This window comes from Pseudomonas sp. ICMP 460 (genome assembly GCF_002723595.1).
Taxonomy (GTDB): domain Bacteria; phylum Pseudomonadota; class Gammaproteobacteria; order Pseudomonadales; family Pseudomonadaceae; genus Aquipseudomonas; species Aquipseudomonas kitaguniensis.
This window is the reverse complement of sequence record NZ_LKBR01000013.1, coordinates 15,448-28,205: the sequence shown is the minus strand read 5'-3', so window position 1 is coordinate 28,205 and position 12,758 is coordinate 15,448. Positions and strand designations below refer to the sequence as shown.

Below are 12,758 nucleotides of genomic sequence, written 5' to 3'. Positions count from 1 at the left end.
GAAATACAGCATGACTCGCCAAAGCCTCAGCCTCAGCCTCAGCCAATTGCATGTATCGCCACTGCGCTTGCAGCAAGGTCTGTTTGCCAGCCTGGCGTTAATGGTCACGCTGATTGCTGGCCAGCAGCTGCAGCACTGGCAGGAGAGTCAGCAGCAAACCGCGCAATTTGAACGTCCGGTCATGACACAGAAACATTTTCGTTCCGTTGGCAGCGCTACTGCCGACGTAACTGCCCCGCAACTGAGAGTAGCTGACCAGGATTCCACCCTGGGCGAATTGCCGACTCAGGAGCGTTGGGTCTTCTAGGCAACAAAGGGTCGCTGATCTCGGCGGCTGAACGGAATTACGGCTGTTACTTTTATAAACTTTAAGGAGATTCACCATGCTGAGTTGGGCAATCACATTTCTGATCATCGCCATTGTGGCTGCAGTCTTGGGCTTCGGTGGTATCGCGGGCACCGCTACGGGTATCGCAAAAATTCTGTTTGTGGTCTTCCTGGTGATGTTCATCGCTTCGTTCTTCTTTGGCCGTCGCGGTCGTTGAACATGAAGTCTCTTCCTCTTAAAGCCATTGCTGTTGCCCTGCTCTTGGGCGGCAGCGGCTTGGTGATGGCCGCCAATGACGGCCAATCACGGGCCAACCAATTGCTTGGCGCGGACAAGCAGTACCGCGAAACCTGGCAAAGTGTGGTGAAGAAAGAAGAGCGCTTGCCTGAATGGGTGATGAATCTTTCAGGTTCCGCAGAGCAAATGAATGCCGTAGAGGAAGGTGGCGACAAGTACTTGGTCGGGCCGCTCTGCGAAACCGCGGACAGTTGCCTGCACAAGCGCCTGATCGTTGCATTCAGCTTCGACAAGGAAGATGCCTACGCCATGTTGGTGGAAGTCCCGGCAGGTTTGCCGGCAGACAAGTCCCCGACGCGGCACGCCGATTACCGATTTATCGGTAAGCCGGACCCAGGCATGCAAAAACTGCTGATGGAACAGCTTAAGAAAGACCCGAATTGGTACTAGGTTTTGTCTGACGTAACAGTCGAAGACGGAGCCTTCGTCCATAGAAAGAAGCCACTGTGTTTCTTTCTGTCTGCATCGCTCGCCATGGGCGCTGCATGACCAGGGGGCCGGGTTGCTCTGATCAATCGAGATCGGCGTGACCTACGGGTACAGGGAGTACCTGCGCAAGGGCTGGGTCAGGTGTAAAGCTGTGACGCAAGTTCACAAGTCCCCAAGCTTGCTGAACTTGCGACGGGCTTATCGCTCTGATAAGCCGTCACGTATGCCGCCCATAGCGGGTATTTCCTTTTTTACGTCCTTCAAATCATTACTTGGTGTGTCTAATCGACCTTCTATCGAGAAAATGTATCTCGATTTGCCGGTACGGCAAGACGCCAACCTCAGCAATTCCCGGATTTATTGCGCGCGCCTTCATGTCGCCCGACTTCTCTGAGCGAGCCAGTCTTGGCAGGTCAACGGCCTATTCGCCTTGCTAAATGGCGTATTTGAACTGACCGGTCGATCCGTTATTTACAAAAAAAGCCATGCCGATTCGGCATAGGGTAGGCGTTTACGGCATTAGACGTCGCTCGCTTGCATGGGAATAGTTGCGCCTTTTTTCGCCTGCCAGTAAGCCATTTCGGCCATGCGGCGGTGACCTTCTACGGAGGCAGATGCACACACTTTTTCGCTTCCGAGCGTTCCAGCTGGCGCATTTGCCTTAAGTCCACTTGAAGTAAGGGTAATGACATGAAGAAGGCAAAGCTAAGCCTCGCCTGGCAGATCCTCATCGGTTTGGTATTGGGGATCGCAATCGGTGCAGTGCTCAACCATTTCAGTGCTGAAAAAGCCTGGTGGATCAGCAATGTGTTGCAGCCAGCGGGCGATATTTTTATCCGCCTGATCAAGATGATCGTGATCCCGATTGTGATTTCTTCGCTGATCGTCGGCATTGCCGGTGTCGGTGACGCGAAGAAGCTGGGTCGAATCGGCGTCAAAACCATCCTTTACTTCGAAGTGGTCACCACCATCGCCATCGTGGTCGGCCTGTTGCTGGCCAACCTGTTCCACCCAGGCTCGGGCATCGACATGAGTACCCTGGGTACCGTCGATATTTCCAAGTACACCGCCACCGCTGCCGAAGTGCAGCATGAGCATGCGTTCATCGAGACCATTCTCAACCTGATCCCGTCGAACATCTTCGCGGCCGTCGCGCGTGGCGAAATGCTGCCGATCATCTTCTTCTCGGTGCTGTTCGGCCTCGGCTTGTCGAGCCTCAAGCCTGAACTGCGCGAGCCGCTGGTGACCATGTTCCAGGGCGTGTCCGAGAGCATGTTCAAAGTCACCCACATGATCATGAAGTACGCCCCGATTGGTGTATTTGCGCTGATCGCTGTGACCGTCGCCAACTTCGGCTTCGCCTCTTTGCTGCCGCTGGCCAAGCTGGTGATTCTGGTTTACGTCGCCATCCTGTTCTTCGCCTTTGTGGTACTGGGCCTGATCGCTCGCCTGTTCGGCTTCTCGGTGATCAAGCTGATGCGCATCTTCAAGGATGAGCTGGTGCTGGCCTACTCCACTGCCAGTTCTGAAACCGTGCTGCCGCGTGTGATCGAGAAGATGGAAGCCTACGGCGCGCCGAAGGCTATCTGCAGCTTTGTGGTGCCGACCGGTTACTCGTTCAACCTCGACGGCTCGACTCTGTACCAGAGCATCGCCGCTATCTTTATCGCCCAGCTGTACGGCATCGACCTGTCGATCGGCCAACAACTGATGCTGGTGCTGACCCTGATGGTCACCTCCAAAGGCATCGCCGGTGTGCCGGGCGTGTCCTTCGTGGTGCTGCTGGCCACCTTGGGCAGCGTCGGCATCCCGCTGGAAGGCCTGGCGTTCATCGCCGGTGTCGACCGCGTGATGGACATGGCGCGTACCGCACTCAACGTCATCGGTAACGCCTTGGCGGTACTGGTCATCTCGCGTTGGGAAGGCATGTACGACGATGCCAAGGGCGAGCGCTACTGGAACTCCCTGCCACACTGGCGCAGCAAGCAGGCGCTGCCGATGGGCGAAGCCAGCCGCGGCTGATGCAGGCATGATTTAAAACAAACCCCGGTCAATCCGGGGTTTGTCGTTTCTGTCAGCCCCGCTATCATTCGCCCCATCTTTCGGGGGATTTAACTGATGCTCAATGGCCTGTGGCTTGGCTTTTTTGTCGTGGCAATGGTGTCAGCACTGGCGCAATGGCTGATCGGCGGTAACGCCGGTATTTTTGCGGCGATGGTGGAAAGCATTTTCGCCATGGCGAAATTGTCGGTGGAAGTGATGGTGCTGCTGTTCGGCACGCTGACCTTATGGCTGGGCTTTTTGCGCATCGCCGAAAAAGCCGGCATCGTCGACTGGCTGGCCAAGGCTCTCGGCCCGCTGTTTCGCCGGCTGATGCCGGAAGTGCCTGCCGGCCACCCCGCCATCGGTTTGATCACCCTCAACTTTGCCGCCAACGGCTTGGGCCTGGACAACGCCGCCACGCCGATCGGCCTCAAAGCCATGAAGGCGCTGCAGGAACTCAACCCGATCCCCAACACCGCAAGTAACGCGCAGATTCTGTTCCTGGTGCTTAACGCATCGTCGCTGACGCTGTTGCCGGTGACCATTTTCATGTACCGCGCTCAACAAGGCGCCGCCGACCCGACGCTGGTGTTTCTGCCGATTCTGCTGGCCACCAGCGCCTCGACGTTGGTGGGCTTGCTCTCGGTGGCGGTGATGCAGCGCCTGCGCCTGTGGGACCCGGTGGTGCTGGCCTATCTGATTCCCGGTGCGCTGATCCTCGGCGGCTTCATGGCCTTGCTGGCGACCTTGTCCGCCACGGCGCTGGCCGGGCTGTCGTCGATCCTCGGCAACCTCACGCTGTTTGGGCTGATCATGCTGTTTCTGGTGATTGGTGCGCTGCGCAAGGTCAAGGTTTACGAGGCATTTGTTGAAGGCGCCAAAGAGGGCTTCGACGTTGCCAGGAACCTGCTGCCGTATCTGGTAGCGATGCTCTGCGCGGTTGGCGTGCTGCGTGCCTCCGGCGCGTTGGACTTCGGCCTGGAAGGGATTCGCCACTTGGTGGCGTGGACCGGCATGGACACGCGCTTTGTCGACGCGTTGCCGACCGCGATGGTCAAGCCGTTCTCCGGCAGTGCCGCGCGGGCGATGCTGATTGAGACCATGCAAACACAAGGCGTCGACAGCTTCCCGGCGCTGGTGGCGGCGACGATTCAGGGCAGTACCGAAACCACCTTCTACGTGTTGGCGGTGTACTTCGGCTCGGTGGGCATTCAGCGGGCGCGGCATGCCGTGGGGTGTGCGTTGCTGGCGGAGTTCGCTGGTGTGGTGGCAGCGATTGCGGTGTGCTACTGGTTCTTTGGTTAAGGCTTGAATAGCTATCGGGAGCAAGCCCCCTCCCACAGTTGAACTGTGGATAACTTCAATTGTGGGAGGGGCTTGCTCCTACTATCGGGAGCAAACCTCTTCCCACAGTTGAACTGTGGATAACTTCAAGTGTGGGAGGGGCTTGCTCCTACTATCGGGAGCAAACCTCTTCCCACAGTTGAACTGTGGATAACTTCAAGTGTGGGAGGGGCTTGCTCCTACTATCGGGAGCAAACCTCTTCCCACAGTTGAACTGTGGATAACTTCAAGTGTGGGAGGGGCTTGCTCCTACTATCGGGAGCAAACCTCTTCCCACAGTTGAACCGTGAATACCTTCAAATGTGGGAGGGGGCTTGCTCCCGATGAGGGCATCACTGCTCAGGCGCTGTATTGCCCTGCTGCACTACCCACTCCACCACTTGCCGGTTCAACTGATCCCCCGCCTGGCCAAAAGCAGCCACCACCGCCGGCACCTTGGTATCGCTCGCCTGCTGCTTCACCTCGAACCGCCGGCTGGCAATAATCCGCTGATCACTGCCGCGCACCAGCCGCGCATCCAGGCGAATCACCACCTCCACCGCACTGCCCCGGTACTCACTTTGAAACGCCTGCAACTGGCCGCCCAGTTCATAGTCGGCTTGCAGGTTGGTCTCGTCGGTACTCAGCAACGTCACCCGCCCGTCGCGCTGGAAGCCGTCCATAAACCGATTACGCAACAGCACCGGCGACGGATCGCTCCAACGCGAATGTGCATAGCTGCTGATCAGGTCGCCATTGGGCACCACGGCAATGCGCGGGCTGTCGAGAAACTCGCTGGTCTGCGGCTTGCTCACGCGCAACGACCAGCTCACCGGCGCGCCGTGGGCGGTTGTTTGGGCCGACGTCAGGCGGTACACGTCGGACGGGTCGGGTTTGGGCAGGATCGAGCAGGCGCTGATCAGGGCCAGCGCCACCGGGGCGAGCATTTGGTAAGCACGCTTCATGGCGTGAACTCCTTGTTCTTATCGCTGCCCAGCAAGTAACCGCTGGGGTTGGCTTCGAGGCGGCGAGAGATGGCGCGCAGCGAACCCAGGGTTTCGCGCAGTTCTCGCACCGCCGGCGCCAATTCGTTAAGGCCCTGCATGCCGCTGTTCACCGAGTCTTTGTTGTGGGTCAGCAAGGTGTTGATGGTTGCGGTGCTTTGCTGCAGCGATTTCATCGCCTGCTCGGCACTGCCAAAGGCTTGCTTGCCCTGGTCATTGAGCACGCCGTTGGCGTTGCGCATCAGCAGCGTGGTTTGCTCCAGCGCGGCGCTGGCCTGCTTGCTCACCTGCAGCAATTGCTGCATCACCAGCTTGATGTCGCCGCGCTGGTCGGCGATGGCGCCAGTGGTTTGTTGCAGGTTGTCCAGGGTATTGCTCAGGCGCTCGACGTTCTCGCGCGAGAACATATGGTTGGCATTGTTCAGCAGCAGGTTGATGGTGGTCATCAGGTCGTTGCTGTTATTGAGCAGGCGCGCGATAGGCGATGGCGAGGCGATGATTTCTGGCAGGTTGCCGTCTTTGCCCACGAGTTCCGGGCTTTGCGGTGTACCGCCGCTGAGCTGGATGATCGAGGTGCCGGTGATGCCGGTCAGTGCAAGCTTGGCCTGCGTGTCTTGCTTGATCGGGGTTTGCCCCGCCAGGCGGATGCGCGCCAATACACGGCGTGGGTCTTTGGGGTCCAGGCGCAGGCTGGTGACGTCGCCCACCTTGATGCCGCTGTACTGCACCGAACTGCCCTGCGACAAGCCGCTGACCGCCTCGTTGAACACCACTTCATAATCCTGGAAGGCACTGTCGACGCTGGATTTGGCCAGCCACAGGCCGAACAACATCGCGCCGACCACCACGATCACGCTGAACAGACCGATCATCACATGATGGGCGCGGGTTTCCATGTCATACCTCGTTAAGCGGTTGAGCGGCAGTCAATGCCGCGCGGCCCCGGGGGCCGTGGAAATATTCGTGAATCCAGGCGTCGTTGGTTTGCGACACAACATCAATGGCGTCGGCCACCAGCACTTTTTTCTGCGCCAGCACCGCCACGCGGTCGGTGATGGTGTAAAGGGTGTCGAGGTCGTGGGTGACCAGAAACACGCTCAGGCCCAGTGCGTCGCGCAGGGTCAGGATCAGTTGGTCGAATTGCGCCGCGCCAATCGGGTCAAGCCCGGCGGTGGGTTCATCAAGAAACAGAATGTCCGGGTCCAAAGCCAGCGCCCGCGCCAAGGCCGCGCGTTTGATCATGCCGCCGGACAGCGAGGCCGGGTATTTATCCGCCGCCGACAGCGGCAACCCGGCCAGCGCCAGTTTGACCGCGGCCAAGTGCTCGGCGTCGGCGCGGCTTAGGCCGGCGTGTTCGATCAGCGGCAGGGCGACGTTTTCGGTGACGGTCAGCGAGGAAAACAGCGCGCCCTTCTGAAACAGCACACCAAAGCGCCGCTCTACCAGCGAGCGTTCGTGTTCCGGCAGGTTCGGCAGGTTCTGGCCGAACACCCGCACTTGGCCTTCGCTGGGGCGGCGCAGGCCGACGATGCTGCGCAGCAGTACTGATTTACCGCTGCCCGAGCCGCCCACCACCGCGAGAATCTCGCCTTTATACAAGTCCAGATCCAGTTGCTCGTGCACGCTCTGGCTGCCAAAGCGGTTGCACAGGCCGCGCACTTCAATCACCGCCTCGGCGGGCGCACGCTGTGGACGACTCACCAGCCCATCTCCATAAAAAACATCGCGGCGACCGCATCCAGCACGATCACCACAAAAATTGACTGCACCACGCTGGAGGTGGTGTGGGCGCCAACCGACTCGGCGCTGCCGCTGACCTTGAAGCCTTCGAGGCAGCCAATTGCGGCGATCAGGAAGGCGAACACCGGCGCTTTCAGCATGCCCACCAGAAAATGCTGCACGCCTATGTCCGATTGCAGCAGCGAGAGAAACATCGCCGGCGAAATATCCAGCGCGACGGCGCAGACCACGCCGCCGCCGACTATCCCCGAGAGCATGGCCAGAAAGGTCAGCATCGGCAGCGACACCAGCAGCGCCAGGACGCGCGGGAGTACCAGCAGCTCCATCGGGTCGAGGCCGAGGGTGCGGATGGCGTCGATTTCTTCGTTGGCCTTCATCGAACCGATTTGTGCGGTAAAGGCACTGGCGGTGCGGCCAGCGATCAGGATGGCGGTCAGCAGTACGCCGAACTCGCGCAGGAAAGAAAACGCCACCAGGTCGACGGTGAAAATAGTCGCGCCAAAGCTCTTGAGCACCGTGGCGCCGAGAAACGCCACCACGGCGCCGACCAGAAAGGTCAGCAACGCCACGATGGGCGCGGCATCCAGGCCGGTTTGCTCGATGTGCGCGACCATCGGCGTCAGGCGCCAGCGCTTGGGGCGCAAGATGCCACGCGCGAAGGTTTCAAGGATCAGCCCGATAAAACCGAGCAACTGCTTGGTGTCTTGCCAGACGGTGTCCACCGCGCGGCCAATGCGCGCGAGTACCTGGATGCCGGCGGCTTCTTCCGGCGCTTTGTCCGGCACACAAAAATCATTCAGCGAGCGGTAAACGGTTTTGAGCAGCGCGCGGTCGGCGCTAGAAAGGCTGCAATCGGTCTGTTCGGCGGATTGCTCAATCCGGTCCGGGCCCAACAGCTCGACCAGCAGCGACGCGCCGGCGGTATCCAGTGCGCCGAGGCCGTTGAGGTCGATGCGGGCGCCGGCGTCGTATTGGCCATCAAGCTTATCCGACAGCTTCTTCAGGTTGGCGTAGTGGGCAAGCGTCCAGTCGCCCGTAATCCGAAGTAACGGCGGGGCGGTCGTCGTATCCAGGTGAGCTGCGCCGGGCGTGCTACTGGTGGTCATAAGCTCCGAGCTTGGTTGGCTGTCCACAATTGCTACGTAATAGCACGATACGGCTTATTTGGGGTTGTCCGTTTGTGCTGAGTCAGTGACTTTAAACCGCAGCACGCCGATCACCTGACCGTCTTCGGTCAACACCCGCACCTGCCAGCGGCCTACCGCGTCGGCGGGGAAGTTCTGCTTGTGGGTCCAGGCGCGGTAGCCTTCCTTGCGCCCGCCGTGGATGTCCAGGGCGATGCGGTCGACCTCTTTGCCGTTGAATTTCCACACATGGTAAATCCGTTCATCCAGCCCGCGCGGGGCGTTGATCGCGGTGTAGGCGTACAGCCCGCCGCTGCGCAACTGGGCGGCGTTGACTTCCCTGAGGTCATCACCGGGTGTGCGGTCTTGCATCTGAGTGCTGATCGCCACTTCGGTCATCCACAGCGTCGCGGGCGGCACCCAACTGCGCAGGAACCAACCCGCGCAGCCAATCGCGGCGGTGACCCCCAGCAACATTGCCCAGCCTTTAACACTGCGCAGCGGCAGGCTCACGGCCAGGCTCGGAATCGACAAGGCCATGGCCACGCCCAGCGCCAATTTGTAACTTTCGGCGGTGGTCAGGTGCAGGATGATCGGCAGCGCGGTGAGCAGCGCGGCGAACAACGTCAGGGTGTGCAGCGCCAGAAACAGCGAGCGTTTGGGCGCCAGCCACTTGTAGTACAGCGGGTCGGTAATCGACACCAGCGCCGCCGCGCCGAGCAGGCCGGTGAAAATCGATTGGCCGCTGTTCCACGTGGTGGTGACGAAAAAGAACGGCAGCACAAAAAACAGACTTTCCTGGTGGATCATCTGGGTGGCGTAGCGCAGCAGCGGTTCGGGGATTTCGCGTTTGAAGACTTTGGCGAACAGCTGGGTAAAGGCGTTTTCGAGCATCAGCCACAGCCAACTCACCAGCATGATCACGGCGATCCAGCTGGCCATGCCTTGTTGGCGGTCTACCAGGATGAAGCTGCACACACCCGAGATAAAACCGCCGAGTGCGATCACCCCTGGGTAGCGCTTGATCAGTACGAGGATGCGCTGGATAAGGGGCGGCAGGTTTGGCATCGGCGGTTCACAGTTGGTGTAGGAAAAAACCCAGACAGAATAGCGTCTTAGCCCGGCGTTCGGTGTTTCATTGCGCGACGCGTTTTCGGTAAAGCCGTACACCGGCCAACAGCAGGGCGAGCAGCCCAAGCACAGCGGCGCCGATCCAGCTCAGGCTGTCGTAGCTCAACAGCGGTTTTTCGATGCGCCAATAGCCCTGCTGGTCAAGCACTTGGCGCATGGCCTGGTTAGCCTGTTTCAAGCTCACGGCCTTGATGCGTTTGACCGGGTCGCTGAAATGGCCTTTGGCGTAATCGCCGGACGCGCTCCAATAATAATCGGCCAGCGCGCTGTTACCTTGAACCGCCCAAGCCTGGCGGGCGATGGCAGCTTGTTGCAGGCGGGCAAATACCGCCGGGTCAAGGCCGTCCTTGAGCAGTTGCGCCTTGAGGTCGTGCAGCACGTGTTCGGCTTCGGGCAGTGAGTCCCGCTCAAGGTCAGCATTCAGGCTGATGAAGCCGACGCCGCCCAGCACTTCGCGCTCGCTCCATGGGCCGTAGGACAAACTGTGCGCGAGGCGCAATTGACGGTACAGCGCCCAGTCGAAGTAATCCTTGAGCAGGTCGTAGGTTTCATCGTGCTGCTCGTCCAGCACCGGCTCGGGGAACAACCAGTGCAGCTTGGCGCTGTCACCCAGCCAGCCGTGGATCAGGTCGCGGTGAGTGGCGGCGGTGTGCTGGATCTCGGGCAGCGGCAGATGCTCGCTCGGCTCGACCGGCTCAAGCTGGCCATAGGTGCGCTCCAGATAGGCCGGCAGCAGTTTGTCGAGTTCGCCGACGATGATCAGGGTCATGTTGTTGGGCGCGTACCAATGTGTGCGCAGCGTCGCCAACTGCTCACGGGTCAACTGGCCAACCTCGGCACGTTCGGCGCATTTGAGCCCCAGTTCCACGGCCAGTTGGTTGCTGGCGTTGTGGCCGAGGTCTTGACGGTCGATCAGGCGTTGCAGGTGTGAGTAATGGCCGCCGTCTTCGCGCTCGACCACCCGCTTGGCGGCATTGATGTTGGCGTCGGTCAGCTCGGTACGGGTGATGATCGCCAGCAACAGGTCGAGCACTTTGCGCTGGTTTTGCGCCGGTGCCTCGATCACGAAGGTAGTGTCGGCGTTGCTGGTGTAGGCATTCCACTCACCGCCCAAGGCTTGCATGCGGTCTTCGAGGTCGCCTTCGCCGCCGCCGTCGATGCCGCTGAACAGCAAATGTTCGAGCAGGTGCGGCAGTTCTTTGTCTGCGCAGGGGAAGTCATCCAGGCCCACACCCACCACCAGGCGGATAGCCACGTGCCCGCGCTCGGTGCCCGGTTTGAGCAGCAATTGCAGGCCGTTGGGCAAGCTGTAGCCCTCAACTTGCAAGCGGTCAAAGGCAATGGCGTGTGCCGAACCCAAAAGCAGGCAGGCGAATAACAGGCGACGCATAACAAGCTTCCTGGCGAATGGGGTCGGTTGTTAACTGACTTCGCTCGCCGTCGTACGTTCAGGGCGAATGGGTAATGTCGGTCATATCTTCAGCGGAGAGTGCGCCGGTGTCGAACGTTTCGAGTACCACGTAGGCACTGCTGCAGAACAGCGAGTTGAGGCGTTTCATGTCGGCAATCAGCTCCAAATGCAGGGAGCTGGTCTCCAGGCTCTGGACGATTTTGCGCTGCAACCGGCTGACGTGCGCGTGGGCCAGACGCCGTTCCTGGGCGCGGAAGCGGCGCTTCTCGCGCAGCAATTGCCGGGCGCTTTCCGGGTCGGCGCTGAGGAACACTGACAAGCCCAGGCGCAGGTTGGCGATCAGTTGAGTCTGCAGGTCGGCGAGTTCTTCCAGGCCGACTTCGGAGAACTGCCGACGCTGCGCGGTTTTTTGCTGCTGGACTTTACGCAGCATGCGCTCGATCAGGTCGCCGGCGAGTTTCAAGTTGATCGACAGTTCGATGATCTCGGCCCAACGGCGGCTGTCATGCTCGCTGAGGTCTTCGCGGGGCATTTGCGCCAGGTAAAGTTTGATCGCGCTGTAGAGTGCCTCGACGTCATCGCTGAGGCTGCGCATCGCCTGGGTCATGGCGGTTTGCTTGCCGCGCAGCACTTCGAGCATCGCGCTGAGCATGTTGTCGATCAGGTCGCCCAGGCGCAGTGTTTCCCGCGCGGCGTTGGCCAGCGCCAGGCTCGGCGTTGCGAGGGCGGTGGGGTCCAGGTGGCGCGGCTTGGCTTTGCCGTTGGCCTCCGCTTGTTCCGGTAGCAGCCAGGCGCACAAGCGTGCCATTGGGCCGATGGTCGGCAGCAGGATCAGGCAGCGGCTGAGGTTGTAGAGCAAGTGGAAGCTAATCACCATGTCTTGGGCGCTGTAGTCCAAGCCGTCCATCCAGCCGACAAGAGGGTCGAGGACCGGGATGATCAGCAACAGGCCGATCAGCTTGTACAACAGGCTGCCCAGCGCCACCTGGCGACCGGCGGCGTTTTGCATGCTGGTGCTGAGGAACGCCAGCACACCGCTGCCGATGTTGGCGCCGATCACCAGGCCGATAGCCACGTGCAGGCCGATCACGCCAGCACCGGCCAGGGTGGCGGTCAGCAGTACCGCGGCCAGGCTGGAGTAAGAAATCATCGCGAACAAGGCGCCGACCAAGGCATCCAGCAGGATGTCGCCGGTCAACGAGGCAAACAGCACCTTGACGCCTTGGGCATGGGTAATCGGCCCGGCGGCTTCGACAATCAATTGCAGCGCCAAAATGATCAGCCCGAGGCCGATGCCGACGCGGCCCATCTGCCCTGCCCGCGTCTGTTTGCGCGACAGGAAGAAAATCACCCCGAGAAAAATCAGCAACGGCGACAGCCACGATAAGTCGAACGTCAGTACGCGCGCCATCAACGCTGTACCCACATCGGCACCGAGCATGGTCGCCAGTGCGGGCGTAAGGCTCATCAGGCCCTGGCCGACAAACGAGGTCACCAGCATGGCGGTGGCGTTGCTGCTCTGCACCATGGCGGTGACCAGGATACCGGCGACAAATGCCAGCCAGCGCTTCGCCATGTTTTGCCCGATGACTTGGCGCAAGTTGGAACCGTAGACCCGCAAGATACCGGTTCGCACGATGTGCGTGCCCCAGATAAGCAGGGTCACGGCGGAAAGCAGGTTGAGCAAGGTCAGCATGCTCGGCCCTCCGTGGTGAATGCGCCCCAAGCGGGGCGAAGGAAAGTTGCCGCGTGCCGTGCTACCGCTGTACTTAAGCTGTAGTTGGCGGATGGGCTCTGCGCCAGCATCGCATAGCTAAAGTGGGGATTGAAACAAAACTGTCATGAAGATCGCTCCCCGCGCGGTGCGTCGGGATGCCTCCGGTGACGCTCTGGGTCAGCACTACGCGCAAAAAAAGGGGCTTATAAAA

At 60.3% G+C, this 12,758-nt stretch carries 12 protein-coding genes; 5 read left to right on the top strand and 7 right to left on the bottom strand.

Features of this window, described 5'->3' with window-relative positions; translation table 11 throughout:
* The first annotated feature begins 10 nt into the window (after positions 1 to 10).
* From AO240_RS10765 to AO240_RS10745, 5 genes are all read left to right on the top strand, one after another.
* The gene (locus tag AO240_RS10765) at positions 11 to 307 is read left to right on the top strand and encodes a hypothetical protein (protein WP_099236528.1); all 297 of its coding nucleotides are present in this window, start codon (positions 11 to 13) and stop codon (positions 305 to 307) included.
* A gap of 76 nt (positions 308 to 383) precedes the next feature.
* Positions 384 to 545, top strand: coding sequence for a DUF1328 domain-containing protein (locus tag AO240_RS10760; RefSeq protein WP_082649059.1), 162 nt, complete (start codon positions 384 to 386; stop codon positions 543 to 545).
* Positions 546 to 547: 2 nt separating this feature from the next.
* On the top strand, positions 548 to 1,015 hold the full coding sequence (locus AO240_RS10755) for an inhibitor of vertebrate lysozyme family protein (RefSeq protein ID WP_058413911.1): 468 nt from the start codon (positions 548 to 550) through the stop codon (positions 1,013 to 1,015).
* A 729-nt stretch (positions 1,016 to 1,744) separates the two neighbouring features.
* Positions 1,745 to 3,076: a glutamate/aspartate:proton symporter GltP gene (gltP, locus tag AO240_RS10750; protein WP_099236527.1), complete on the top strand. Its 1,332-nt coding sequence runs from the start codon at positions 1,745 to 1,747 to the stop codon at positions 3,074 to 3,076.
* 96 nt (positions 3,077 to 3,172) lie between these two features.
* On the top strand, positions 3,173 to 4,402 hold the full coding sequence (locus AO240_RS10745) for a nucleoside recognition domain-containing protein (protein WP_099236526.1): 1,230 nt from the start codon (positions 3,173 to 3,175) through the stop codon (positions 4,400 to 4,402).
* Positions 4,403 to 4,773: 371 nt separating this feature from the next.
* Here AO240_RS10745 and AO240_RS10740 read toward each other — a convergent pair whose 3' ends face one another.
* The 7 genes from AO240_RS10740 to AO240_RS10710 form a co-directional block, all read right to left on the bottom strand.
* Entirely contained in the window at positions 4,774 to 5,385 is a 612-nt protein-coding gene (locus AO240_RS10740) for an ABC-type transport auxiliary lipoprotein family protein (RefSeq protein ID WP_099236525.1), read from the bottom strand.
* Positions 5,382 to 6,320, bottom strand: a complete 939-nt coding sequence (locus AO240_RS10735) for an MlaD family protein (protein WP_099236524.1) — start codon at positions 6,318 to 6,320, stop codon at positions 5,382 to 5,384. Before AO240_RS10735 ends, AO240_RS10740 begins: the two co-directional genes overlap by 4 nt.
* Before the next feature lies 1 nt (position 6,321).
* A complete protein-coding gene (locus tag AO240_RS10730; RefSeq protein WP_099236523.1) occupies positions 6,322 to 7,125 on the bottom strand; it encodes an ABC transporter ATP-binding protein in 804 nt (267 codons plus the stop codon).
* Entirely contained in the window at positions 7,122 to 8,270 is a 1,149-nt protein-coding gene (locus AO240_RS10725) for an ABC transporter permease (RefSeq protein ID WP_099236522.1), read from the bottom strand. Before AO240_RS10725 ends, AO240_RS10730 begins: the two co-directional genes overlap by 4 nt.
* 54 nt (positions 8,271 to 8,324) lie before the next feature.
* Positions 8,325 to 9,356: a DUF5924 family protein gene (locus tag AO240_RS10720; protein WP_099236521.1), complete on the bottom strand. Its 1,032-nt coding sequence runs from the start codon at positions 9,354 to 9,356 to the stop codon at positions 8,325 to 8,327.
* A 67-nt stretch (positions 9,357 to 9,423) separates the two neighbouring features.
* Positions 9,424 to 10,809, bottom strand: coding sequence for a pitrilysin family protein (locus AO240_RS10715; protein ID WP_099236520.1), 1,386 nt, complete (start codon positions 10,807 to 10,809; stop codon positions 9,424 to 9,426).
* Between the two features lie 58 nt (positions 10,810 to 10,867).
* Entirely contained in the window at positions 10,868 to 12,526 is a 1,659-nt protein-coding gene (locus tag AO240_RS10710; protein WP_058413920.1) for a Na/Pi cotransporter family protein, read from the bottom strand.
* Positions 12,527 to 12,758: the final 232 nt, after the last annotated feature.